Genomic DNA, 24823 nt, shown 5'->3' on the forward strand with positions numbered 1-24823 from the left:
ATGATAAAATTTTATAAGCGCTTACAAATAATGAAGGGAGGTGATACAAGCTATACGAGATCGATATTCAATTTTATAGAAAAAAAGGAGGATGTCTAAATGACAAAGAAAACAGAAATTCCATCGCATTTAAAACCATTCGTATCCACACAACATTATGATCAATACACACCGGTGAATCACGCTGTGTGGCGTTACATTATGAGACAAAATCATAGCTTCTTAAAAGACGTTGCTCATCCAGCCTATGTGAACGGACTACAATCATCTGGTATTAATATAGATGCAATTCCAAAAGTAGAAGAAATGAATGAGTGTTTGGCACCAAGTGGCTGGGGCGCTGTAACGATTGACGGACTTATTCCCGGCGTAGCATTCTTCGATTTTCAAGGACACGGATTACTACCGATCGCAACAGATATTCGGAAAGTAGAAAATATCGAGTACACACCAGCTCCAGATATCGTACACGAAGCCGCAGGACACGCACCGATTTTACTTGATCCTACATATGCAAAATATGTGAAACGTTTTGGGCAAATTGGTGCAAAAGCTTTCTCTACAAAAGAAGAACATGATGCATTTGAAGCTGTTCGTACATTAACGATAGTGAAAGAAAGCCCTACTTCTACTCCTGATGAAGTTAAGGCTGCTGAAAATGCTGTAATTGAAAAACAAAACTTAGTTTCTGGTTTATCAGAAGCTGAACAAATTTCACGTCTTTTCTGGTGGACAGTAGAATATGGATTGATTGGAAATATAGATGATCCAAAGATATATGGTGCTGGTCTCCTTTCTTCTGTTGGCGAAAGCAAACATTGCTTAACAGACGCTGTAGAAAAGGTTCCATTTTCTATCGAAGCATGTATAGGGACAACTTATGACGTAACAAAAATGCAACCACAACTATTTGTTTGTGAATCCTTTGAAGAATTAACAGATGCGCTTGAAACATTTTCTAAAACAATGGCCTTTAAAACAGGTGGAAAAGAAGGTTTAGAAAAAGCAATTCGCTCTGAGAACTATGCAACAGCTGAGCTAAATAGTGGATTACAAATTACAGGTACATTTAGCGAGACAATTGAAAACGATGCAGGGGAATTAATTTACATGCGAACAAATTCGCCAACGGCATTAGCGCTTCATAATAAACAGTTAGCAAATCATTCTACTTCTGTACACAGTGACGGATTTGGAACACCGATTGGATTACTCACTGAAAATATTGCATTAGAAAATTGTACAGACGAACAACTACAATCATTAGGAATTACAATTGGAACTATCGCTGAGTTTACTTTTGCAAGTGGTATTCATGTAAAAGGAACAGTAACAGATATTGTAAAAAACGATAAGAAAATTGCTCTTATTTCCTTTATCGATTGCACAGTTACTTATAACGCCCGCGTTTTATTTGATGCTTCATGGGGCGCATTTGATATGGCTGTTGGCTCACAAATCACTTCAGTATTCCCAGGTGCCGCAGATGCCGCAGCATTTTTCCCAATGGATGAAGAAGTTCACGAAATTCCTGCTCCACTTGTACTGAATGAACTTGAACGTATGTATCAAACAGTTCGAGATATTCGAAGTGAGGGGATTTTACACGACGCGCATATCGATCAATTAGTAGCAATTCAAGAAGTATTAAATAAATTTTATGCGAAAGAATGGTTGCTGCGCCTTGAAGTATTAGAGTTACTTTTAGAGCATAACAAAGGGCATGAAACATCGGCAGCATTACTACATCAACTTTCTACTTTCACAACTGACGAAGCTGTAACACGCCTTATTAACAATGGTCTTGCGTTACTTCCAGTAAAGGATGTGAAAAATGATGCTAAGATTAACTGAAGAACAAGTTCACGAAGAATTATTGAAGGTAGATAAATGGATGGTAAAAGATGAGAAATGGATTGAACGAAAATATATGTTTTCCGACTACTTAAAAGGAGTCGAATTTGTCTCTGAAGCCGCCAAACTATCAGAAGAACATAATCACCATCCATTTATCCTTATCCAGTATAAAGCAGTTATTATTACTTTGTCATCTTGGAATGCAAAAGGTTTAACGAAACTAGATTTTGAGCTTGCAAAACAATTTGATGAACTATTTTTACAAAACGAAAAAGCAATTATAAGAAAATAAAAGGAGAAGCCTTTTTAGGCTTCTCCTTTTCAGAGTGTTGGGAAACCCTTTAGGGTTCCCAACACTCTGGAATCTTTTTTGATTTTAGCGAATAAAAACAACATAAAATAATAGAATTTTAAAAAATAGCCCTCCACCTGACCCTTTTTGGTCAGGTGGAGGGCTATTTTTTTCATGTTTTGACAAGCTGCGGTGAGATAAGCTTGCATTTGGACAGACTTCAGCCCTCGAAACCGGGCATAGCGGTAGCCATGTAGTTCTTTGGCGTCTGCAAAGCTTCGCTCTATAGTGGAACAGCGTACTTTATACAACCTTTTCCCTGTAGCTGTTAGCTTGTTTTTTCTAGCAATATCCTTATATTTCTCCCACACATGATGAGTGATAACTTTTTGTTTTTGTTTCTTTGAAAAGCACACCTCACGTAACGGACAAACAGCGCAGTCTTCTGGATTCGATTTGTATTGACGGTATCCTTCACGATCAGTTGTTACATATTCTAGAATACATCCCATCGGACAAGCGAAAACATTCATTTCTTCTACATATTTAAATTGGCTTTTCGGTACTTCTTTATTCCGTTTTCCAAATCGGCGATACCCCATCACCATAAATATATTCCGTTCTGATAGTTTCTTACAGATATATCCTGTAAAATAGCCAGCATCAAGGGCAACAGCTTCTACTTTGAAGTCGAATTTATCAATCTGAGCTTGGAGGCGTGCTAAATACGGCTCGGAATCTGCCATATTTCCAGCCGTTACATAGGTATCTGTAATAATATTGTACTTCGCATCAGTCGTACGATGATCCAAGAAATGAAAACCATTTGGTTTTCCATCTCTCATTAAAAATCCACTATCTGGATCCGTTGTACTTATACGAGTTTTTTTGGTAGGGGTATCACTTTCCTTTCTAGGTTTTAATTCTTTTTTCCATGTACCTCACGATCTTCGATTACCGCAGCTTCTAGCTCGTCTATATAAAACTTTGCTTTTTCTTTTTTATATTTATGTACAAATTTATTTTTATTGGCATTGGCCTTAATATGTGTAGAATCTGTCATCAGTGCACGTCCTCCTACCATCCGGTGCTCCGTCGCTTGTCTCACAATCTCATCAAAAATTTCTTCGAAAATATTTGTATGAATAAAACGAGTACGACGATTCCAACTGATTGTAGAGTGATCCGGAATAGTATCCGATAGAGAAAACCCTAAAAACCAACGGTAGGCAATATTCGTTTTAATTTCCTTTTCCAATTGACGCTCAGAACGAATACCGTAAAAATATCCAATAAACATCATCTTAAATAAAACAATAGGATGAATGGACGGGCGTCCATTGTTTTCACAGTAATAAGGGCGTAACTTCTCTTCAATAAAATCAAAACTAATTGTCGCTTCAATTGCACGAAGGAAATGATCTTGTGGAACCAACTCTTCTACAGAAACAGATACACGCTCATCACGATGATTTTTTAAAGCACCCATCATAAAAAATCTCTCCTTTTCCTCTTTTTTATCAGTGTTGACACATAAAAAGAGGTTCAGACACAAAAACAGGCTGTGGAGAAGACTTTCTCCACAGCCTGAAAAGGATACAATGTCCAAATGGATCCTCGACTTGTAATATTCCATCTTTGTACGTAGCAATCTTGCCAATATTTTTTAAGCTTTCACATACTTGCTCTTTTTGTTTTTCATTCGCTAGTACAACTGTGAAATATTTCAAACCAACAGAACCTGGCATTTGCGGTGGTACCCCTTCACCTTGCCATGTATTTAAACCGATATGATGATGATAACCACCTGCAGATACGAACAATGCTCCATTACGAGCTGGAATCGTTACTTCAAAACCAAGACCATCAACATAGAAACGTTTCGCTTCCTCTAAATCAGCTACATGAAAATGAATATGCCCCATCACAGTACCAGCTGGAAAGCCATTCCATGTACTTCCTTGCTGTAATAATTCTTCACCAGCTAACGGGTTACTAACAAATGGGAGTTCTCCATTCTCATCACGCCAAACTTCTTTTTGTCGATCATGATAAATTTCAATCCCGTTTCCATCTGGATCAGCTAAATAAAGAGCTTCACTAAAGTAATGATCGGCTCCGCCATGTAGTGGATATACCATCTCTACAAGATGACGAAGAACATTCGCTAAATCCTGTCTACTTGGTAATAAAATTGCATAATGATATAACCCTGTTCTTCCTCTTTGCTTCGGAAAAGCTTCTTTCTTTTCTTCAATGATAAGAAGTGGTTCATCATTTTCATTCCCAAATGTAACGACTGCTTCTTCTTCTCTTAGCACCTTCATACTTAGTACTTCCGTATAAAACTCTAGTGATTTCTTTACATTAGATACGTATAAATGAACAACATCAAGTGTTGTATCGGGATGAAGTTGAAAACTCATCTTGTTAGCCCCCCCATTTAAATTAGTTCTTTTTTGACATTTTTTCTTTTAAGAAATTATCTACAAAACCATCAGCTTTTGCAACAAATAAGTATGCACCCATTGCTAATAATGCAAGTTCTAATTCGAAACCAGGATTTTTTCCATCTCCCAATAAACCAGCTGACCATTTCACTTTTACGATTGCTCCAACCATAACAAGTGCAAATAATAATCCAATATATCTTACACCTAAACCTAGAATTAATAATAGACCTCCAACTAATTCAAACGTTGCTACACCGTATGCAAGTCCTCCTGGTAAACCAATACTTGTAAACCATCCTGCAATATTGTCAATTCCTGATTGGAATTTTGTTAAACCGTGCATGAAGAATGTTACCCCTAACACGATACGAATAATTAAGTTACCAATATGTTGATTCATTTCATTCTCTCCTTTATAGTTTTCTTATACAAAACTTTTATTTACATTACAAAACATGCACTAATTTTTTTTATTCGTCAATTCATTTTCACTGGGAAAAAATATATTTTTTTTGCTATGATACAAATAGTTGTTTACAAAAAGGAGCTTGATTTTATGAATATTGGTTCTGCAATACGTGAAATTCGTCAACGTAGAGGCATAACAATTGCACAAATTTGCGAGGGAACAGGTCTTTCTAAAGGATTTATGAGTCAGGTTGAAAATAATAAAACATCACCATCTATCTCAACTTTAGAAACGATCTCCAATTTTTTAAACGTTCCCCTTCCCTATTTATTGTTAGAGCAAAAAGATCGATTAAAAATTGTCAAAAAAGAAGAACGGAAATACAGTGTATACGGCAAAGATGAGCAAAGAATTGAACATGTTGCGGAGCAAGGGGGCCTTCGCCTATCTTTAGTAGAAATCCCTACTGGATTCCCGAAAGAAAACTCACCAAATGCCCATGAAGGGGAAGAATGTCACCTTGTATTACGCGGAAAACTAGAAGTTCAGCACGGTGAAGATATTGCAATTGTAGAAGAAGGTGATTCTTTCTCATGGAATGCATGCGTTTCTCATATTGTTCGTAATATAGGAGAAGAAACTGCATTATTACTCATCTCTAGTTATGCGGAAAATCGAAAACGTGTTTATTAAATAATAAAAAAAAGAAGCCTGTTAAACAGGCTTCTTTTTTATCAGGCTGTGGAGAAAGTCTTCTCCACAGCCTGTTTTTGTGTCTGAACCTCTTTTTATGTGTCAACACTGATAAAAAAGAGGAAAAGGAGAGATTTTTTATGATGGGTGCTTTAAAAAATCATCGTGATGAGCGTGTATCTGTTTCTGTAGAAGAGTTGGTTCCACAAGATCATTTCCTTCGTGCAATTGAAGCGACAATTAGTTTTGATTTTATTGAAGAGAAGTTACGCCCTTATTACTGTGAAAACAATGGACGCCCGTCCATTCATCCTATTGTTTTATTTAAGATGATGTTTATTGGATATTTTTACGGTATTCGTTCTGAGCGTCAATTGGAAAAGGAAATTAAAACGAATATTGCCTACCGTTGGTTTTTAGGGTTTTCTCTATCGGATACTATTCCGGATCACTCTACAATCAGTTGGAATCGTCGTACTCGTTTTATTCATACAAATATTTTCGAAGAAATTTTTGATGAGATTGTGAGACAAGCGACGGAGCACCGGATGGTAGGAGGACGTGCACTGATGACAGATTCTACACATATTAAGGCCAATGCCAATAAAAATAAATTTGTACATAAATATAAAAAAGAAAAAGCAAAGTTTTATATAGACGAGCTAGAAGCTGCGGTAATCGAAGATCGTGAGGTACATGGAAAAAAGAATTAAAACCTAGAAAGGAAAGTGATACCCCTACCAAAAAAACTCGTATAAGTACAACGGATCCAGATAGTGGATTTTTAATGAGAGATGGAAAACCAAATGGTTTTCATTTCTTGGATCATCGTACGACTGATGCGAAGTACAATATTATTACAGATACCTATGTAACGGCTGGAAATATGGCAGATTCCGAGCCGTATTTAGCACGCCTCCAAGCTCAGATTGATAAATTCGACTTCAAAGTAGAAGCTGTTGCCCTTGATGCTGGCTATTTTACAGGATATATCTGTAAGAAACTATCAGAACGGAATATATTTATGGTGATGGGGTATCGCCGATTTGGAAAACGGAATAAAGAAGTACCGAAAAGCCAATTTAAATATGTAGAAGAAATGAATGTTTTCGCTTGTCCGATGGGATGTATTCTAGAATATGTAACAACTGATCGTGAAGGATACCGTCAATACAAATCGAATCCAGAAGACTGCGCTGTTTGTCCGTTACGTGAGGTGTGCTTTTCAAAGAAACAAAAACAAAAAGTTATCACTCATCATGTGTGGGAGAAATATAAGGATATTGCTAGAAAAAACAAGCTAACAGCTACAGGGAAAAGGTTGTATAAAGTACGCTGTTCCACTATAGAGCGAAGCTTTGCAGACGCCAAAGAACTACATGGCTACCGCTATGCCCGGTTTCGAGGGCTGAAGTCTGTCCAAATGCAAGCTTATCTCACCGCAGCTTGTCAAAACATGAAAAAAATAGCCCTCCACCTGACCAAAAAGGGTCAGGTGGAGGGCTATTTTTTAAAATTCTATTATTTTATGTTGTTTTTATTCGCTAAAATCAAAAAAGATTCCAGAGTGTTGGGAACCCTAAAGGGTTTCCCAACACTCTGAAAAAAAAGAAGCCTGTTAAACAGGCTTCTTTTTTATCCCCTTATAATTCCATAACTTGTCCCAACTAGTACAGTCTTTTCATGCTGATTGCGATAAACTGACTCGATTGAAACTTTTTTATAGCCTTCCATTTGCTCAACATTTGTTAAAGTTAGTTCACAAGTGATCGTATCTCCTGTGAAAACTGGTCTAATAAACTCACTTACTAATTCTCTTGCTATGTAATGTAACTCTTCTCCCACTTTCGTCCCAATGCTAGCAGTCAATAAACCATGAACCATTAATCTTCCATTTTCATCGTATTCCACATGGTGTCTACCTTTATCACCGGTAATATTTGCAAATTCAAAAACTTCTTCCTCAGTAAATCTTCTTTCATATTTAAATACATCCCCAGCTTTTACACTCATTTTTATCCCCCTAATAATAAACAGAATTTTCTTTTATTTTATCATAAAACGAGCCTCAATCCATTCTCTATTATCAAAAGTCTCAAAATTACCTCGCTATACTTTTTTACTTTCCATTCATTTATCGGTGACCATCTCTTTTCGCGACTTGGTATCCATAATACGCACATGTTCCATTTCTCGATAGCTCTCTAACTTCAAATCCACAACTTCTATAAAAATCAAAATTGTTCGCTGATGTATGCGCAAACCAATCACCGTGGGGAAGTTTTTGCAGGCAAAGAGCTACAAGCTTCTTACCTAATCCCTTCCCTCTATATTCACACTTCACAACTAAATTTACTATGTTCGCAATCATAATTCCATCAGAAATGACTCTAACCATCGCAACCATCTCTTCCTCATCCCAAATTGTGAAAGCCCATGTTGAATTTTCGAATGCTATCGTAAATTTTTCAATTTGCCAAGAAGGGATATTATCATTACTCCAACCAGCATCTTCAAACAAAGCTTTAATTGCATATGCTGGTACGCTACTCGTTCCCTCACGAATAATAAGTCCATTATGATAAATGTACATGTAACCCCTCCCTTTATTTTCATATACCATTCTTCAAAAAATGCAATTTACCTTTAAAAAAGTAATTTTTTCATCCAACACGCTTAATAGAATAAACTAGAACATCGATTCCATGAAATGACGTTGTTTTCTCATAGCTGAGCCCGGTTTTTCTAGCAACAAATATTGAGGCGGGATGATTCGGATTAATAAGAGAAATTAATTTATTCATTCGTAATGCTTGGAAACCATAGTCACGAAATGCTGCCGCCGCTTCTTTTGCATACCCTTTTCCCCAATACTGAGGAAGTAACCAATAACCAATTTCAATTTCCTCTTTTCCATCTATCTTCTGCTTTACCAGCCCTGCATGACCAATTCTTGTTCCCGTTTCCTTTTCAATCAATACAAATAAACCGAGACCGTTTTTATAGCTAGGAATCACCCATTCCTCCAGACTTTTTTTACACTGCATATATGTTTTTAACGTCCCATTTCCAATATAACGCATTACCTTCTCGTTCCCCCACAGTGAAGCGTAGAACTGTAAATCATCCATTGTATATTTGCGAATTTGTAAACGTTCTGTATGAAACATGCTGGCACTCCTTTCCACTAATTTTTTCTTCATTTCACGATCACGTTTTGTGTGTATACGAAATGTTACTATTTATTATAAAGTGAAACTTTAATCAGTGGGAAATTTTGTTCATCCCCACTGATTATTAGCCTTCACCAACCAGGCGTTTACGGGCAGTGTATCTCCCGTCTAACTTCTTTGCTTTAGCCGAATTTTTAGGCGGGAGTCTTACTGACTGGAAAATAGTGGGATAAATGAACCAACAATAAAATACAGAATATTCATTCTCAATAACTAAAAAAAGCAGTAGACAAATATTGTCCACTGCATCCATATCATAACTAGCATAAAGAAAACTACAATTGAGGGGGGTGTAGGATTTTCAAATATACTAGATACTTATCCCGTTCTAACGGACGGTAAACTTTCCAATTGTTTCAAGTGAAAAGTTTACCGCACATAAGAACTTCCTTCGTTCATTAAGATAGTATTGCTAAATAATCATATACACGCTTAGATTTCTCTCCACCCATTCGTGCATGTTGAAGAAGAGAAATACCATGAGGGCCAGATGCACGCAATGCTTCTGGTTGAGCTACTAAAATAGCTTGTACAACTTCTAATTCACCAAGCATAGCTGCTGCAAAAATATCCATCCGAGCACCCTTTTCTAGTAAATAAAGAGCAATATCTTTACGACCTACATGTGCCGATGCGCCTAACGCACTTTCCCAATCTGATCCACCCCAATTATAAGAAGCGTGAAGTAAGCTTGGTGATTCAACCAATAGCTCTTGTACTTTCTCTAAATCCCCGTGAGCTGCCATAACAAATTCTCTTACTAATTCAGTGGTAATACGCTCTTCTGTTTGCATCGCTCTTCTCCCCTTTTAGAAATTCGTTTCGGTGTAAAAAAAGGCTTGTCACTTCCCTGAAAAATATCTACATCTATGCCAAATACATGTTGAAACATTTCATGGCATAGTACTTCTTCTGGTATACCATCATACTGAATCTTTCCTCGCTTTAATACAAGTAAACGATCACTATATTGAGCAGCTTGGTTAATGTCATGTAAAACCATTATAATTGTCATTCCAAACTCCTCATTTAATCGTTTCACAAGTTCCATTACTTCCAACTGGTGAACGATATCTAAAAAAGTTGTTGGTTCATCCAATAATAAGACATTTGTACGTTGCGCTAGCGTCATCGCAATCCAAGCACGTTGCCGTTCCCCTCCTGATAAAGAATGTAAAAGACGATATTCATACCCTTCAAGATTTGTAACAGACAATGCCCAATCAACAATTTCTTCATCTTCTTTATTTAAGCGGCTACTCCATGATTTATGTGGACCTCTTCCGAACTCAATTAGTTCTTTCACTGTTAAGTCTAATTGATGATCATGCATTTGTGGTAACATTGCTAATTGCTTCGCTACATCAGCACTCTTCATCATATGAATATTTTTCCCATCTAAAATGATGTCCCCTTCGCTTTGTTTCAGTAGCCTTGCTATTAAACGAAGCAAAGTAGATTTTCCCGATCCATTCGGACCAATTAAACTAACGATTTCTCCAACCTTAATATGTACATTCATATTTTGCATTTGAAATCTTTCAGAGTGTGCGTAAAACACTTTGTTAACGGAAATCACTTTGTTTTCCTCCTCTATGAATTAAATATAAGAAGAACGGACCACCTAAGAAGGACAGTAAAATACCAACAGGCAATTCGATTGGGTCAAACCAACTTCGAGCTATTGCATCCGCAAAAACAAGTAATACCCCGCCGCCAAGGCATGATAAAGGTAGCAAATATCTATAATCATTTCCAACTAATAAACGTAGCATATGTGGTACGACAAGACCGACAAATCCAATAAGACCAGACACACTTACTGCAATTCCAGCTAATAATGTACTTACTACGATTAAATAAAACCGACTTTTTTCCACATTATGTCCTAATAACTTTGCCATTTCATCTCCAAGCATTAACACTCGAATATGCTTAATACCAAAGAAAGCTAATATAATGGCGAATATTGCATAATAAATAATCATGTTTAAATGTGCCCAACTTACACCACCAATACCGCCCGCTAACCACGGTAACACCGATTGTACTTTGTCACTATGTAATAACATTAATGCTGACGTTGCTGCACCAATTAATGCATTGATCGACACCCCTACTAAGACGATCCTTGAAGGTGGTGCCCCTTTTTGCCATGATAAAGCATAAATAACCATCGCTGTTATGAAAGCTCCTAAAAACGCCCCTAGTGGTAAAAAAGCTAGATGCTGTGGGAATAAAATCATGATGACAATTGCTACAAAGCCTGCTCCAGATGAAACTCCGATAATACCAGGATCTGCAAGAGGGTTTCTCATAACCCCTTGTAGCAGTGTACCAGATGCAGCTAAACATGTTCCTACTATAAACCCAATAAGCACTCTCGGTATGCGAAGATCCCATACAATTCGATGAACTGTCGAACCTTCCTCTTGTATACCTGTTAAAATATCTCGTATAGAAAAGGATAAACTTCCTGCGAAAAGACCGTACAAGAGACCTAGGATTGTTAATATAACTAAAGTAACTGCTATTATCCATCTTTTTTTCGCAAAAGGATGTTCCGTTTCTCTTACTACTTCACTACTTTCCATACGTATCATTTCCTTACATCTTGTATACTTTTATACATAAAGTCCATTGCTTCTGTAACTTTTGTACCAGGATTAGATCCAAATAAATCAGGTGGCAAAATAACTACGCGGTTTTGTTTTACTGCCTCTAAATTTTTCCACGCTTCATTTTTCATCATTTCGCCTTCGAATGCTTTTTTCACACTTTTTGGATCTCCGTGTGTAATTAAATAAATCACATCTGGATTCGCCTCAATAATACGTTCTACACTTAGCTGTGCATATTGCGGATATTCTTTCGTTTCTGGAAAATCAGAAGCAATATTTTTTCCGCCTGTTTTTTCTAAAATATCACCTGATAAAGATGTTGGTAATGCCGCTAAATAAGTACCTGGTGCGCCATACACTAGCAATGCTTTCACATCGCTCTTTTTCTCATATTTCTTCATTTGATCATTCATTTTTTGATTAATTTCTTTTGCTTTATCTTCTTTCTTCATTACCGTTCCATATAATTCAATATTCTTTTGAATATCTTGTACAGAATTCGCAGAAGAAATGATAACTTGCGTTCCTTGTCCTTCAACCGTTGGCACATTCTTTTGGAATCCATTGTTAGCAACAAGTACATCGGGCTTTAAACTAGCAATTTGCTCAAAATTCGGTTGATGTGCATTCCCAATTACTTGTGCTTTGTTTAACTCCTCTGGAAGAGTTAATTTCGTATCCGGGCGACCTACTATTTTTCCACCTAAAGCATGAATAATATCCATGTCCCCCATACTTAATGTTGCAAAACTTTCTGGCACTTTATCGAATGTTACCTTTCTTCCTGATAGGTCGGTAATTTCGATTTTCTCTTTTCCTTTTTCTGTTTTGGTTGCAGACGCTTTTTCGTCCCCTTTGGCACTGCAACCTATTAACAAGAAAAAAATAGATAAAATCGCTGTAAATAGCGTAATAGATTTTTTCATTCCTTCACCTCTAATTGATAATGATAATCATTAACTACTATTCTACTTTAATTGATAAGGATTATCATTGTCAACATGAAACGCATACATTTTTCTACAAAAAACAAAAAGCGTGACAAAAAGATTTTTTCTTTTCGCCGCCCTCTAGTTAACAATATTATTCACATTCATTTTCCTCTAGCTGGTCACGCATCACTTTCACACGCTGAAAGAAAAAGAACGATAAACTTAAAAATATAACGATGCTCCCCATCATAACAAAAAATTGGATTGTCTCTTTTGCTCCATTCGGAATCAACAAGCCAACCATTAACAATGTACTTACAGCGAGAAGAATTTGTCCGAACCGAGTATAGTCTTCTATTTTTCCTTTTAATTCTTTCATTATATTCTCACTCCTCCATTTCACTGTATCATATTCTATGAAACTGAAAGACCAGTAAATACAGGCATTCTGGGAGATGTTTTCCAATAAAAAAAGAGCCGCTTTACTGCGGCTCTTTTTTAATCATTATTCACCTTTATATGCTTCCATATAAATTTCTTTCAGTTCTGAAATAAGCGGCAACTTTGGATTAGCAGTTGTACATTGATCTTCAAAAGCTCTTTCTGCTAATACTCCAACAACCTCTTCAAATTGCTCTTTATCTACTCCTTGTCCTGCAATACTCATATTAATATTTAAGCTTTTTCCAAGCTCAATAATTGCTTTGACGAGTGATTCCACCCCTTCTGCTGCCGAGCTTGCTGGAAGCCCGAGCATTCTCGCTATATGTGCATATCTTTCATCTGCCACAAAGTGCTCATATTTTGAGAACAATGCGTGTTTTCTTGGCTTAATAGCATTATAGCGGACTACATGCGGCATTAGAATGGCATTTGCGCGTCCGTGCGGAATATGGAATTCTGGTCCAATTTTATGTGCTAAGCTGTGATTAATACCGAGGAAAGCATTTGCAAATGCCATACCTGCAATTGCAGAAGCGTTATGCATTTTTTCTCTTGCTTCTTCATCATTTCCATCTTTATATGCTCTCGGTAAATATTTGAATACGAGATCAATAGCTTTTAATGCTAATCCATCTGTATAGTCATTTGCCATAACAGACACATACGCCTCAATTGCATGTGTTAAAACATCCATACCAGTATCTGCTGTTACATGTGGTGGTACTGTCATTACAAATTGCGGATCAACAATTGCTACATCTGGTGTTAATTCATAATCTGCAAGCGGATACTTTATATTATTTTTCTTATCTGTAATAACCGCAAATGGTGTCACTTCTGATCCCGTTCCTGATGTCGTTGGAATCGCAACAAACTGCGCCTTATTTCCTAATTCCGGATATTTACATGTACGTTTTCTTATATCTAAAAACTTCTGTTTAATGCCATAGAATGTCGTTTCTGGATGCTCATAGAATAACCACATTCCTTTTGCTGCATCCATAGCTGAACCACCACCAAGTGCGATAATTACATCTGGCTTAAAGCTTCTCATCATTTCCGCACCTTTAAAAACAGTTTCATCTGATGGATCTGGTTCGACCTCAAAGAAAACTTCAACTTTCACATCATTTGCATGCTTGTTTAAATAGTGCGCGACTGTATCGACATAGCCATGTTCAACCATTCCAGGGTCCGTTACAATAAATGCACGTGAAATGTTAGGCATATTTGCTAAATAAGCTGTAGCATGTTTTTCAAAATAAATTTTTGGTGGCAATTTGAACCACTGCATATTCTTTTTTCTATTTGCCAGCCTTTTTATATTTAATAAATGAGTGGCTGTTACATTTTGGGAAACTGAATTCTTTCCGTATGAACCACAACCAAGTGTAAGTGATGGAATAAATCCATTATATATATCCCCTATTCCACCTTGTGATGAAGGTGCATTTACAATGAGACGGCAAGCTTTCATACGTAACCCAAATTGCTTTTGCACATCTTTATTTGTAGAATGGATAACTGCTGAATGTCCTAAACCACCTAGGTTCAACATTTCTTCGCAATATGTAAATCCTTCTTCTAATGAATTCGCCTTCACACAAGCTAATACTGGACTCAGTTTCTCACGAGATAACGGATATGCTGCTCCGATACCTTGAATTTCAGCTACAAGCATTTTTGTATGTTCAGGAACAGTAATCCCAACTAAATCGGCAATATACTGTGCTGATTTCCCTACAATATCACTATTTACTGCACATGTATTTTCATTTATAACAAGCTTTTCTAATTTTTTTCTTTCTTCTTCTGTTACAAAGTAACAATTGTTTTCAATCATTTCTGTTTTAACATCATCATAGATTTCTTTATCGACAATGATTGCTTGTTCCGATGCACAAATCATACCGTTATCAAATGTTTTCGATAAAATTAAATCATTAACAGCTCGTTTTACATGTGCTGATTTTTCTATATAACACGGTACATTACCAGGCCCAACGCCTAACGCTGGTTTTCCAGTAGAGTAAGCTGATTTCACCATACCAGCGCCTCCAGTTGCTAGAACGAGTGCTACACCATCATGGTTCATTAATTGTTTCGTCGCTTCAACAGACGGTCCTTCAATCCATTGAATACAGTGTTTTGGTGCACCAGCTTTCATCGCTGCATCATATACTGTTTTCGCCGCTGCCACAGAACATTTTTGTGCGGAAGGATGAAACGCGAAAATAATTGGATTTCTTGTTTTTATCGCAATTAACGCTTTAAACATTGTTGTCGACGTTGGATTCGTTACTGGCGTTACCCCAGCTACTACACCGACAGGTTCCGCGATTTCTATTATTTCTTCATGAGAATCTTCGTGAATAATTCCTACCGTTTTATCCTGCTTTATACTATGCCAAATATATTCAGTGGCAAAAATATTTTTAATGCATTTGTCTTCATATACACCACGGCCAGTTTCTTCAACTGCTAATTTTGCTAGCGGCATATGTTGATCAACACCTGCTAATGCCATTTCATGAACAATGTTGTCAATTTCCTCTTGTGTAAAACTTTCTAATGCTTGTAAAGCTTGTTGACCATTATTTACTAGCGTATCAATCATCTTTTTTACTTCCTGCATTTCATTTACAACTTTCTCTTTGACTACCATGTAAATTTCCTCCTATTCTACTATCACGGTCCTTATATGTCCCTATAGGTCAAAATAAGTCCCAATTAACATAAAAAAATAGAGATGCTTTCCTACATGAATTTCATTGTTTGTGAAATGTTTCACAAGTTTGTTCGTGAGTAACATTTCCTGAATTCAATATACATGAAATCATTTCGTTTGTGTATGTCTATTTTGTGAAATGTTTCACAAAATAATGTAATAAAAAAACGCACTGCTAATATAGAGCAGTGCGTTTTTTTATTATGCTAGCGCTTGTGCTAAATCTTCAATTAAATCTTCACCATCTTCAATACCGACAGAAATACGAATTAATGTATCTGTAATTCCTAATTCTTCGCGGCGATCAGCTGGGATTGATGCATGTGTCATTTGAGATGGAATAGAAATTAAACTTTCTACTGCTCCTAAACTTTCAGCAAGTGTAAAGTACTGCAATTTCTCAAGTACTTTATTTAATGTCTCTTCACTATCTACATCAAATGAGATAATAGCACCAAATCCATTTGCTTGTTCTGTTGCTAATTCGTGGTTTTGATGTGATTCAAGACCTGGGTAATATACTTTATTTACTTTTGGATGATTATTTAAGAACTCAGCAATAGCGCGTGAATTCGTTTCATGTTCTTCCATACGAATTCCTAACGTTTTTAAACCACGAAGTAGTAAGAAGCTGTCTTGTGGCCCAAGAATACCTCCTGTTGAGTTTTGTACAAAGTGAAGATCTTCTGCTAGTTGTGGGCTATTTACAACTACTAGACCTGCAACTACGTCACTATGACCTCCTAAATATTTCGTTGCACTATGAAGCACAATATCTGCTCCTAAAGAAATCGGCGACTGCCAATATGGCGTCATGAATGTGTTATCAATAATTGTTAATAAGTCTTTCTCTTTAGCAAGAGTAGATATTTTCTTAATATCAGTAATTTTTAGTAGTGGGTTCGTTGGTGTTTCTACATAAATTGCTTTCGTATTTGGACGAATCGCTTCTTCAACTTCCTCTAAGTTTGTTGTATCTACAAATGTATGCTCAATACCGAAACGGTTTAATACTTTCGTAATAACGCGGTATGTTCCGCCATACACATCATCTGTTAAAATAACGTGGTCACCTTTTGAGAACAACATAATTGTCGCTGTAATAGCAGCCATTCCTGAACCAAATGCAAATCCAGCATGCCCATTTTCTAATACAGCAATCATTTCTTCTAAAGCTGCACGTGTTGGGTTACCTGTACGTGAATATTCATATCCTTGATGCTTACCAACTGCTTCTTGTTTGTACGTACTTGTTTGATAAATCGGTACGTTTACAGATCCAGTTGAAGGTTCTCCTATGCGAATACCATGAATTAACTTTGTCTTTGCTCTCATTTTTTATTCCCATCCTTTGTATATGTCTTTACTTAAATAGCGCTCACTGCTATCTGGAAAAATGGTTACAATATTTGTACCTGGTGCTGCCTTCTCTGCCTCAAGTAAGCTCGCATGAAATGCTGCTCCTGAAGAGCTTCCAACGAGAAGTCCTTCTTTTTGCGCTAATTCTTTCACTCGTAAAAATGCATTTCGATCAGAAATCGTATGAATTTCATCAAAATAAGATGTCTTCAAAAATGGGGGGATAAATTCCAGTCCAATTCCTTCGGTCTCATGTGAACCAGCCTTACCACCATTTAAAATAGATCCTTCTGGCTCTACGATAACTGTTTTAATATCTATATTTTTTTCTTTCAAGTAAGATGCAGTCCCCATAAACGTACCGCCAGTTCCTGCTCCAGCAACAAATATGTTAATCTCTCCATTCAATGCGTCCCACAGTTCAGGTCCTAATGTTTTAAAATATGCACGAGGATTTGCCTCATTTGCGAACTGACTTGGAGAGTATGAATTCGGTATTTCATTTACTAACTCTTTTGCTTTAGCAATTGCACCGGTCATTCCTTGCTCAGTCGGTGTATGCACGACAGTTGCACCTAGTGCTTTCATTAATTCTTGTTTTTCAATACTAAATTTCTCTGGTACACAAACAATAACACGTAAATCATGTTCTAATGCTGCAAGTGCCAGTCCAATACCAGTATTCCCAGCAGTCGGTTCAATAATTGTTCCACCCTGGGTAACAAGCCCTTTTTCTAGCGCATCTTCGATTAATTCTCTTCCTAAACGATCCTTAACGCTTCCGCCTGGATTATAAAATTCAAGCTTTGCAAATAAACGGACCCCTATTGGAAGTGAAAAACGAGTAATTTCTACAATTGGTGTATGACCAATTAACTCATGAACTCCACGATATACATTCATCGTGTTCTCCCCCTTGTTTGCCAATAAAGAAAAGGCAACTGTATGTATTTTCTTTATATGAGACAGTTGCCTTTTTGTTACATTACTTTAACTCTTCTAACACTTTTACGATAAAGTTTGTAGAATGAAGAGCTGCTTGATCTAAAAACTGATCAAATGAAACATTTGATTCTTTACCAGCAATATCAGAAAGTGCGCGAATGATAACAAACGGAATTTCATATTGGTGGCATACTTGTGCAACAGCTGCTGCTTCCATTTCTACCGCATAAAGATTTTCAAATTTATCACGGATGGCTGCAACGCGATTCGGATCACTCATAAATGAATCACCTGTTGCAATCATACCTTTTACAACTTGAATATTTTCTTCAGCCTGCATACATTTCTCAGCTAATGCAACTAACGCCTCATCAGCTTTAAATCCAGGCGGCATTCCTGGTACTTGACCATATTCATAGTTAAATGCTGTTACATCTACGTCATGGTGACGAACTTCAGTGGAAATAACTACATCACCAACGTTTAGAGAATGATGGAATCCACCAGCTGAACCAGTATTAATTACTTTTTCAGGCTTATATTTTTCTAATAAAATTGTCGTTGACATCGCTGCGTTTACTTTACCAATACCAGACTTTAACAAGATTACTTCATGCCCTGCTAATAGCCCTTTCGTAAATTCACAACCAGCAACCGTTTCTGTTTCTGCTTGTTCTAATTTGTCACGTAAAATACGTACTTCTTCTTCCATTGCTCCAATTACAGCAATTCTCAATCTAATCCCTCTTTCTATTGCTTAGTTGCCTCCATTACCCAAACGAAATGATTTAATCTCGTGAAAGTTACATGGAAGCCATTGTTTTCAAAAATAGTCTGCATAACTGGAATACGTGTATAGTATTCCGTTTGCAAATCGTTTGCTAACTGATGGAAACCTCTTTCTTTTGCTGTTTCAACAGTTTTATCATATGCATCTTGATCTGCAAATATCGTATCAGCAAACACTATTTTACCACCTTTGTTTAGCAATTGACTATACTTCGCAATCGCTACATTTTTTTCATCATCTGTTAAATGATGAAATGCATAGGTGCTTACAATGGTATCAATTGAATTTGGAACTTCAAACGAAAGAAAATCACCCTCTGTAATTGAAAATTCTTTTGGCAATTTCTCTTTTGCAATCATGCGCATTTCACGCGACGGTTCTATACCGTAAACTGTGCGGCCAGCAAGTAATAATTTATTTGTTAAATTACCTGTACCGACACCAAATTCTAATACATTACCAAATGACTTGTTAACTACATCCTCTAGAATGTCCTCATAATGAGCGAAAACTTCTTTATATTGTATATCTTCGCCTTGTACAAATGAGTCGTACGTATGAGCCCACTCATCAAATAAACCATTAAATTCTGTACCCATAAAAATTCCCCTTTTTCTTATCGGTTTTATCAGTATGATATTCCCTCTTTCTAAAAATGTCAATTGAAATGTACATGGTATTTCCTTCTTTTCTTTGTTACACTATAGTTGATTACATAGGAGAGGGGCCGTCTTCATGTCATTTACCTTTGAAATGTTAGAAGATAAAGTAGAGTTTTTTGAAGCGGGAGACTTAGCTTCTTTAGAACGAAAAATTAGTGAACAAATTGATAATAATAAAGCACTTATGCTTGAAGTTCATCACATCTCTCATCAAATGGTTATGGATCCTGAAAGCAAAAGACCGTATTATAGCGCGGTTGTTCATTTTAAATTAAAGAAATTGCGTTAACAAAAAAGAGAAGCTCCTAAGGAGCTTCTCTTTTTTCAGGCTGTGGAGAAAGTCTTCTCCACAGCCTGTTTTTGTGTCTGAACCTCTTTTTATGTGTCAACACTGATAAAAAAGAGGAAAAGGAGAGATTTTTTATGATGGGTGCTTTAAAAAATCATCGTGATGAGCGTGTATCTGTTTCTGTAGAAGAGTTGGTTCCACAAGATCATTTCCTTCGTGCAATTGAAGCGACAATTAGTTTTGATTTTATTGAAGAGAAGTTACGCCCTTATTACTGTGAAAACAATGGACGCCCGTCCATTCATCCTATTGTTTTATTTAAGATGATGTTTATTGGATATTTTTACGGTATTCGTTCTGAGCGTCAATTGGAAAAGGAAATTAAAACGAATATTGCCTACCGTTGGTTTTTAGGGTTTTCTCTATCGGATACTATTCCGGATCACTCTACAATCAGTTGGAATCGTCGTACTCGTTTTATTCATACAAATATTTTCGAAGAAATTTTTGATGAGATTGTGAGACAAGCGACGGAGCACCGGATGGTAGGAGGACGTGCACTGATGACAGATTCTACACATATTAAGGCCAATGCCAATAAAAATAAATTTGTACATAAATATAAAAAAGAAAAAGCAAAGTTTTATATAGACGAGCTAGAAGCTGCGGTAATCGAAGATCGTGAGGTACATGGAAAAAAGAATTAAAACCTAGAAAGGAAAGTGATACCCCTACCAAAAAAACTCGTATAAGTACAACGGATCCAGATAGTGGATTTTTAATGAGAGATGGAAAACCAAATGGTTTTCATTTCTTGGATCATCGTACGACTGATGCGAAGTACAATATTATTACAGATACCTATGTAACGGCTGGAAATATGGCAGATTCCGAGCCGTATTTAGCACGCCTCCAAGCTCAGATTGATAAATTCGACTTCAAAGTAGAAGCTGTTGCCCTTGATGCTGGCTATTTTACAGGATATATCTGTAAGAAACTATCAGAACGGAATATATTTATGGTGATGGGGTATCGCCGATTTGGAAAACGGAATAAAGAAGTACCGAAAAGCCAATTTAAATATGTAGAAGAAATGAATGTTTTCGCTTGTCCGATGGGATGTATTCTAGAATATGTAACAACTGATCGTGAAGGATACCGTCAATACAAATCGAATCCAGAAGACTGCGCTGTTTGTCCGTTACGTGAGGTGTGCTTTTCAAAGAAACAAAAACAAAAAGTTATCACTCATCATGTGTGGGAGAAATATAAGGATATTGCTAGAAAAAACAAGCTAACAGCTACAGGGAAAAGGTTGTATAAAGTACGCTGTTCCACTATAGAGCGAAGCTTTGCAGACGCCAAAGAACTACATGGCTACCGCTATGCCCGGTTTCGAGGGCTGAAGTCTGTCCAAATGCAAGCTTATCTCACCGCAGCTTGTCAAAACATGAAAAAAATAGCCCTCCACCTGACCAAAAAGGGTCAGGTGGAGGGCTATTTTTTAAAATTCTATTATTTTATGTTGTTTTTATTCGCTAAAATCAAAAAAGATTCCAGAGTGTTGGGAACCCTAAAGGGTTTCCCAACACTCTGAAAAAAGAGAAGCTCCTAAGGAGCTTCTCTTTTTTAGTTTAGAGTTTGAACAAGTACTGGTTTCCAGCCCTCATTGTCTACCCAATCAATATTTACGTAATATCTTTTCCCACTTTGCTTATCTTGAACATCACCATAAGCTTTGCTCTTTCCAGTTTTGTCTCTTCCAACAAAATGGAATACTAATTGCTCTTTCGGTATCTCAACACCTGCAGCAATTGCACTTTGCATCTCATTCCAATCTGATGACCCTTGTTTAAACGTCATCGCCGGTGATGAACCTTGTTCTGTTCCTACAGCTTTCCAAGAAGGTTTTGTGTAAGCCTCTTTTGCCTTAGATACAGTTTTTTCAGCTGATACTTTCTCGTTAGCTTTCGCTTCTTCTTCAGCCTTTAGCTTCTCTTCTTCAGCTTTTTTCTTAGCTTCTGCTTGCTCTTGTTCTTTTTCTTTTTTCTTAGCAGATTCTTTATCTTCTGATTTTCCAGCTTTCTCATTCTTTGTTGTTTGTTGAGAGACTTTCTTATCAGTAGAAGATGCTTGCTCTTTCGTACTAGGAACGAACAATTGATATGCTACAATAGCTACTAATAGTAATACAATAGCGCTTGCAATATTTAAAACACCGTTTTGACGACGTTTTTGTTGTTTCTGTTGGAATCTTGATCCTCCTGCCATTCTCCAAACCTCCATGCAGTTTTTCCTAATTGCTATTGTAACATTAAATCTAGAAAGGTTGAACATTTACAATGATATTTTCATGAAATGAAGACATTTCACTATAAATTGCAAGATTACTTTTCATTCTCCAATTGATAGATTGCTCCCACCATATCTTTAAAAGTAGGTGTAACTTTATTCACTTTGCTATCAGTCTCTAGATCAACAACAACTAAAGCATATCTTGGATTCTCATACGGAAAATAACCTGCAAACCAGCGATTCACCCTCGTCCCTTTCCCTGTTTGCGCTGTCCCGGATTTTCCAGCAACACTTAGTGGCAACGAACGGAATGCTGTTCCTGTTCCTTTCTCCCTTGTTACAACGCCTCTTAATAACTCTTGTAATGTTTTCACTGTTTCATACGAAAGCTGTTTTCCATTTAACGTATGGCTCTCAAATGTAAAAAAATCCGCTCCATTTTTATATACTATTTTTTCAACAGCTTTCACTTCCATCTTTTCTCCATTCCTCGCAATCGTCGCCATCATATTTGCAATTGCTAGAGGTGATATACGTACATCTTTCTGTCCAATCGCTGTTTGTTCTACCGCTTTTTTATTACTTTTATTTTCTTCATTCCCCCAAATAGTAGTGCCTTTCTCTTCTGGCATTTGCTCAAAATGAGGTGTATGAAATACAGAACCTTTCCATCCAACCTTTTCATTTGCTCCTAGAGCTGCTACGTATGTTTCTAACACCGTCCTATCCTTTTGTAATAGCTCGTTACCTAACTCGGAAAATGTCCTGTTACAGCTCCTAGCAAAGCTCTCTTTAAAGTTAAGCGTACCCATCCTAACTTGCGGGTCGTTTTCACCATATAAATCTTTATTACAGTTAAATGTCCGATTAAACAAATTTACTTTTTGATCAATGACTGCAGCTGCAACTACTGTTTTAAAAACAGAGCCTGGAAAATGTGGCGTTAACATTTGATTTTCAAGTGTAGTTTTATATAAATTCTCATCCCTTACTTGTAAAGACGGCTTACTAACCATCGCTAATATTTCATTTGTCTTTACATCAAGTAATACTAATCCCCCCTTCTTTATTTCGTTTGCTTCAATCACTTCTTCTGCTTTTTGCTGCAACTCTTTATGTAAAGTAGTTTGAATCCTAACTGGATAAAATGGATTTCCTGGTGAAGTGTATTTCGCTTGCTTTCCGAAAATTGGTTCTCCTTGCCGATCTACTTGATATAATACTTTTGCCTCTCCATCAGTCAATAGAAATTCATCAAATGATTGCTGTAATCCTGAAATACCTATCGGCGTTTGTTTTGAAATTTTTTTCAATTCTCCATATCGCTTTTGAAATTCCCTTTCGTTCTCCCCTACATCACCAATTAAATGACTTATCTCTCCAGTTTGTTTTAATCGCACTTCAGCTGCTACAATACCTAATACATGTAATTCATTTACCTTCTCCATCTGCTCTCGTGTCACTCGAAATGGAGCAGTTTCTCCTTGTAGGGTAAATGCATTTTTGTTATTTTTCATTTGTCTTCTAATCTCTTGTCTCGACACACCAATGATATGCGCGATTTTCTCTAACATGTCATTTTTTATTTGTAAAAATGGAAAAATAATTAAAACAGGATATTTTTCCTCACCTATTTCTTTACCATTACGATCTATAAACTGCCCACGTCCATCGTCTACTGTAATGGATTGTGTGCGTTGCGTAACACTTTTTTCAATTAAATTTATTTTGCGATCAGTAAATGATTCTGTATCTATAATTTGAATTTGGATTAAACGACAAAGCAATAAAAACATAACGCTCATAAAACAAATTAAAACAATTGTAATTCTCCGTTTTATTTTCATAAAAAACACCTCGTCTATTGTAGTTTAGACGAGGTACTATTTTATTTATACAAGCTCCAAAACAAAAATAGATATTATATAAAGCTATTATTGTTTTTTTGGCTTCTCTAAAAATTTCGTAAGAAGCGATTTAAATTCAGTTTCATTCACTCCAGTGTTTTTAGCAACTTCAATTACAGTAGTTGTTACATTAGCCGCTACTTTTAAATAGTCCTTACTGAAATTATCCATTTCATTTCTTTTTTCTTTTGCATTCTCAACTGTTACAGAATCAATACAAGTAATCATCTTATCTACAATATGTAAATAATTATTTTGTGCATCTATTATTTTTTGAACGTCATCTTTATTACTTACTTTCGATTGTTTTAAATATGTATATGCTTGATTCACTTCATCTTTTAAAATTTTATCATTATTTTTCGCCTGTTCTTGTAACATATTCTTCATATCATCTATTGTTTTTTGATCCATCGAATCTCGCAATAAATAATCTGGATTCCCAATCGCATAATCGTACTTAATCGTTACATCTTGAAATATTTTCATCACAATAGCTAATTGATACGCTACATCAAAATCATTGAATTCCTTTTTATCTTGTGGATTTGCTAAGGCTTTTGAACTCTCAGTTGCTTTAATATCCTGTTTTTCTTCTTGCTTCACTTTTTCTCCCTTTGATGATGTAGTTTCCTCTTTCGTTCCGCAGGCAGCAAGTCCTAATATAGAGATACTACAAACCAATCCTGTAAAGATTTTATGTTTCATAATTAGCCCCTTTTCCCTTTTGAAACCTATATTCTCCAATTATGATATCAAAGTTTAAAATGTTTTTTTGACATTTTTTGTCGAATCACTCTAAGGTTTACACAATTTTTTCTATTCTACAGATAAAGTGAAACTTTAATTAGCCCTCACCAAGCGGGCGTTTACGAGCAGTCCGACGCCCACCTAACTTCTTTACTTCCGCTGAA

At 36.4% G+C, this 24823-nt stretch carries 22 protein-coding genes and 3 pseudogenes; 6 read left to right on the forward strand and 19 right to left on the reverse strand.

Features of this window, described 5'->3' with window-relative positions:
* The first annotated feature begins 99 nt into the window (after positions 1-99).
* Complete coding sequence (locus AC3WVZ_RS20500) at positions 100-1854, forward strand: aromatic amino acid hydroxylase (RefSeq protein WP_000163188.1); 1755 nt, start codon at positions 100-102, stop codon at positions 1852-1854.
* Entirely contained in the window at positions 1835-2149 is a 315-nt protein-coding gene (locus tag AC3WVZ_RS20505; protein WP_000979553.1) for a 4a-hydroxytetrahydrobiopterin dehydratase, read from the forward strand. Before AC3WVZ_RS20500 ends, AC3WVZ_RS20505 begins: the two co-directional genes overlap by 20 nt.
* A 122-nt stretch (positions 2150-2271) precedes the next feature.
* Here AC3WVZ_RS20505 and AC3WVZ_RS20510 read toward each other — a convergent pair.
* From AC3WVZ_RS20510 to AC3WVZ_RS20520, 3 genes and pseudogenes are all read right to left on the reverse strand, one after another.
* Positions 2272-3641, reverse strand: a pseudogene (locus tag AC3WVZ_RS20510) (IS1182-like element ISBth7 family transposase); the annotation flags it as partial.
* A 28-nt stretch (positions 3642-3669) separates the two neighbouring features.
* Positions 3670-4575, reverse strand: coding sequence for a VOC family protein (locus AC3WVZ_RS20515; protein ID WP_233935324.1), 906 nt, complete (start codon positions 4573-4575; stop codon positions 3670-3672).
* Between the two features lie 22 nt (positions 4576-4597).
* On the reverse strand, positions 4598-5002 hold the full coding sequence (locus tag AC3WVZ_RS20520) for a DoxX family protein (RefSeq protein WP_001071553.1): 405 nt from the start codon (positions 5000-5002) through the stop codon (positions 4598-4600).
* A gap of 156 nt (positions 5003-5158) precedes the next feature.
* Here AC3WVZ_RS20520 and AC3WVZ_RS20525 point away from each other — a divergent pair, with 156 nt between their 5' ends.
* Both AC3WVZ_RS20525 and AC3WVZ_RS20530 read left to right on the forward strand, forming a co-directional pair.
* Positions 5159-5704, forward strand: coding sequence for a helix-turn-helix domain-containing protein (locus AC3WVZ_RS20525; RefSeq protein WP_233935325.1), 546 nt, complete (start codon positions 5159-5161; stop codon positions 5702-5704).
* A 140-nt stretch (positions 5705-5844) separates the two neighbouring features.
* Positions 5845-7214, forward strand: a pseudogene (locus tag AC3WVZ_RS20530) (IS1182-like element ISBth7 family transposase); the annotation flags it as partial.
* Between the two features lie 125 nt (positions 7215-7339).
* Here the strand turns inward: AC3WVZ_RS20530 and AC3WVZ_RS20535 are convergent.
* The 13 genes from AC3WVZ_RS20535 to AC3WVZ_RS20595 all read right to left on the reverse strand — a co-directional run bounded on the left by AC3WVZ_RS20535 (position 7340) and on the right by AC3WVZ_RS20595 (position 19355).
* Complete coding sequence (locus AC3WVZ_RS20535) at positions 7340-7717, reverse strand: hotdog family protein (protein WP_000111564.1); 378 nt, start codon at positions 7715-7717, stop codon at positions 7340-7342.
* A gap of 121 nt (positions 7718-7838) precedes the next feature.
* The gene (locus tag AC3WVZ_RS20540; protein WP_000276127.1) at positions 7839-8297 is read right to left on the reverse strand and encodes a GNAT family N-acetyltransferase; all 459 of its coding nucleotides are present in this window, start codon (positions 8295-8297) and stop codon (positions 7839-7841) included.
* A 70-nt stretch (positions 8298-8367) separates the two neighbouring features.
* The gene (locus AC3WVZ_RS20545) at positions 8368-8907 is read right to left on the reverse strand and encodes a GNAT family N-acetyltransferase (protein WP_002024815.1); all 540 of its coding nucleotides are present in this window, start codon (positions 8905-8907) and stop codon (positions 8368-8370) included.
* A 428-nt stretch (positions 8908-9335) separates the two neighbouring features.
* Positions 9336-9731, reverse strand: a complete 396-nt coding sequence (locus AC3WVZ_RS20550) for an ankyrin repeat domain-containing protein (RefSeq protein ID WP_001192766.1) — start codon at positions 9729-9731, stop codon at positions 9336-9338.
* On the reverse strand, positions 9698-10516 hold the full coding sequence (locus AC3WVZ_RS20555) for an ABC transporter ATP-binding protein (RefSeq protein WP_000626552.1): 819 nt from the start codon (positions 10514-10516) through the stop codon (positions 9698-9700). Before AC3WVZ_RS20555 ends, AC3WVZ_RS20550 begins: the two co-directional genes overlap by 34 nt.
* On the reverse strand, positions 10503-11531 hold the full coding sequence (locus AC3WVZ_RS20560) for a FecCD family ABC transporter permease (protein ID WP_233935326.1): 1029 nt from the start codon (positions 11529-11531) through the stop codon (positions 10503-10505). Before AC3WVZ_RS20560 ends, AC3WVZ_RS20555 begins: the two co-directional genes overlap by 14 nt.
* 5 nt (positions 11532-11536) lie before the next feature.
* On the reverse strand, positions 11537-12484 hold the full coding sequence (locus AC3WVZ_RS20565; RefSeq protein ID WP_142408079.1) for an ABC transporter substrate-binding protein: 948 nt from the start codon (positions 12482-12484) through the stop codon (positions 11537-11539).
* Between the two features lie 157 nt (positions 12485-12641).
* Positions 12642-12869 carry a YrhC family protein gene (locus tag AC3WVZ_RS20570; protein WP_000661263.1) on the reverse strand — a complete coding sequence of 76 codons (228 nt, stop codon included), beginning with the start codon at positions 12867-12869 and terminating at the stop codon, positions 12642-12644.
* Positions 12870-12995: 126 nt separating this feature from the next.
* The gene (gene adhE / locus AC3WVZ_RS20575; protein ID WP_233935328.1) at positions 12996-15599 is read right to left on the reverse strand and encodes a bifunctional acetaldehyde-CoA/alcohol dehydrogenase; all 2604 of its coding nucleotides are present in this window, start codon (positions 15597-15599) and stop codon (positions 12996-12998) included.
* Between the two features lie 264 nt (positions 15600-15863).
* On the reverse strand, positions 15864-16997 hold the full coding sequence (locus AC3WVZ_RS20580; RefSeq protein ID WP_065211819.1) for a bifunctional cystathionine gamma-lyase/homocysteine desulfhydrase: 1134 nt from the start codon (positions 16995-16997) through the stop codon (positions 15864-15866).
* 3 nt (positions 16998-17000) lie between these two features.
* Positions 17001-17924, reverse strand: coding sequence for an O-acetylserine dependent cystathionine beta-synthase (locus AC3WVZ_RS20585; protein ID WP_001103874.1), 924 nt, complete (start codon positions 17922-17924; stop codon positions 17001-17003).
* 82 nt (positions 17925-18006) lie between these two features.
* Positions 18007-18702 carry a 5'-methylthioadenosine/S-adenosylhomocysteine nucleosidase gene (gene mtnN / locus AC3WVZ_RS20590; RefSeq protein WP_001217024.1) on the reverse strand — a complete coding sequence of 232 codons (696 nt, stop codon included), beginning with the start codon at positions 18700-18702 and terminating at the stop codon, positions 18007-18009.
* A gap of 14 nt (positions 18703-18716) precedes the next feature.
* Positions 18717-19355, reverse strand: a complete 639-nt coding sequence (locus AC3WVZ_RS20595) for a class I SAM-dependent DNA methyltransferase (RefSeq protein WP_000536320.1) — start codon at positions 19353-19355, stop codon at positions 18717-18719.
* 136 nt (positions 19356-19491) lie between these two features.
* Between AC3WVZ_RS20595 and AC3WVZ_RS20600 the strand changes: the two genes are divergently transcribed.
* Positions 19492-19707, forward strand: a complete 216-nt coding sequence (locus tag AC3WVZ_RS20600) for a YrzA family protein (protein ID WP_000010984.1) — start codon at positions 19492-19494, stop codon at positions 19705-19707.
* 134 nt (positions 19708-19841) lie between these two features.
* Positions 19842-21211: pseudogene (locus AC3WVZ_RS20605) on the forward strand (IS1182-like element ISBth7 family transposase); the annotation flags it as partial.
* Between the two features lie 125 nt (positions 21212-21336).
* Here AC3WVZ_RS20605 and AC3WVZ_RS20610 read toward each other — a convergent pair.
* The 3 genes from AC3WVZ_RS20610 to AC3WVZ_RS20620 form a co-directional block, all read right to left on the reverse strand.
* A complete protein-coding gene (locus tag AC3WVZ_RS20610) occupies positions 21337-21978 on the reverse strand; it encodes a YrrS family protein (RefSeq protein ID WP_233935330.1) in 642 nt (213 codons plus the stop codon).
* A 116-nt stretch (positions 21979-22094) separates the two neighbouring features.
* Positions 22095-23849: a peptidoglycan D,D-transpeptidase FtsI family protein gene (locus AC3WVZ_RS20615; RefSeq protein ID WP_000695148.1), complete on the reverse strand. Its 1755-nt coding sequence runs from the start codon at positions 23847-23849 to the stop codon at positions 22095-22097.
* A gap of 87 nt (positions 23850-23936) precedes the next feature.
* Entirely contained in the window at positions 23937-24617 is a 681-nt protein-coding gene (locus tag AC3WVZ_RS20620; RefSeq protein WP_000680871.1) for a hypothetical protein, read from the reverse strand.
* Between the last annotated feature and the right edge of the window lie 206 nt (positions 24618-24823).

Source organism: Bacillus sp. CPT56D-587-MTF (assembly GCF_058792335.1).

What these genes read in the sequence shown, in the direction of transcription:
- AC3WVZ_RS20585 (WP_001103874.1), bottom strand. Translation starts at nt 17,924, where the DNA reads ATGAATGTATATCGTGGAGTTCATGAGTTAATTGGTCATACACCAATT.
- AC3WVZ_RS20560 (WP_233935326.1), bottom strand. Translation starts at nt 11,531, where the DNA reads ATGGAAAGTAGTGAAGTAGTAAGAGAAACGGAACATCCTTTTGCGAAA.
- AC3WVZ_RS20595 (WP_000536320.1), bottom strand. Translation starts at nt 19,355, where the DNA reads ATGGGTACAGAATTTAATGGTTTATTTGATGAGTGGGCTCATACGTAC.
- AC3WVZ_RS20550 (WP_001192766.1), bottom strand. Translation starts at nt 9,731, where the DNA reads ATGCAAACAGAAGAGCGTATTACCACTGAATTAGTAAGAGAATTTGTT.
- AC3WVZ_RS20540 (WP_000276127.1), bottom strand. Translation starts at nt 8,297, where the DNA reads ATGTACATTTATCATAATGGACTTATTATTCGTGAGGGAACGAGTAGC.
- AC3WVZ_RS20500 (WP_000163188.1), top strand. Translation starts at nt 100, where the DNA reads ATGACAAAGAAAACAGAAATTCCATCGCATTTAAAACCATTCGTATCC.
- AC3WVZ_RS20505 (WP_000979553.1), top strand. Translation starts at nt 1,835, where the DNA reads ATGATGCTAAGATTAACTGAAGAACAAGTTCACGAAGAATTATTGAAG.
- AC3WVZ_RS20610 (WP_233935330.1), bottom strand. Translation starts at nt 21,978, where the DNA reads ATGGCAGGAGGATCAAGATTCCAACAGAAACAACAAAAACGTCGTCAA.
- AC3WVZ_RS20565 (WP_142408079.1), bottom strand. Translation starts at nt 12,484, where the DNA reads ATGAAAAAATCTATTACGCTATTTACAGCGATTTTATCTATTTTTTTC.
- AC3WVZ_RS20520 (WP_001071553.1), bottom strand. Translation starts at nt 5,002, where the DNA reads ATGAATCAACATATTGGTAACTTAATTATTCGTATCGTGTTAGGGGTA.
- AC3WVZ_RS20580 (WP_065211819.1), bottom strand. Translation starts at nt 16,997, where the DNA reads ATGAGAGCAAAGACAAAGTTAATTCATGGTATTCGCATAGGAGAACCT.
- AC3WVZ_RS20615 (WP_000695148.1), bottom strand. Translation starts at nt 23,849, where the DNA reads ATGAAAATAAAACGGAGAATTACAATTGTTTTAATTTGTTTTATGAGC.
- AC3WVZ_RS20545 (WP_002024815.1), bottom strand. Translation starts at nt 8,907, where the DNA reads ATGAAGAAAAAATTAGTGGAAAGGAGTGCCAGCATGTTTCATACAGAA.
- AC3WVZ_RS20515 (WP_233935324.1), bottom strand. Translation starts at nt 4,575, where the DNA reads ATGAGTTTTCAACTTCATCCCGATACAACACTTGATGTTGTTCATTTA.
- AC3WVZ_RS20535 (WP_000111564.1), bottom strand. Translation starts at nt 7,717, where the DNA reads ATGAGTGTAAAAGCTGGGGATGTATTTAAATATGAAAGAAGATTTACT.
- adhE (WP_233935328.1), bottom strand. Translation starts at nt 15,599, where the DNA reads ATGGTAGTCAAAGAGAAAGTTGTAAATGAAATGCAGGAAGTAAAAAAG.
- AC3WVZ_RS20600 (WP_000010984.1), top strand. Translation starts at nt 19,492, where the DNA reads ATGTCATTTACCTTTGAAATGTTAGAAGATAAAGTAGAGTTTTTTGAA.
- AC3WVZ_RS20620 (WP_000680871.1), bottom strand. Translation starts at nt 24,617, where the DNA reads ATGAAACATAAAATCTTTACAGGATTGGTTTGTAGTATCTCTATATTA.
- AC3WVZ_RS20525 (WP_233935325.1), top strand. Translation starts at nt 5,159, where the DNA reads ATGAATATTGGTTCTGCAATACGTGAAATTCGTCAACGTAGAGGCATA.
- AC3WVZ_RS20570 (WP_000661263.1), bottom strand. Translation starts at nt 12,869, where the DNA reads ATGAAAGAATTAAAAGGAAAAATAGAAGACTATACTCGGTTCGGACAA.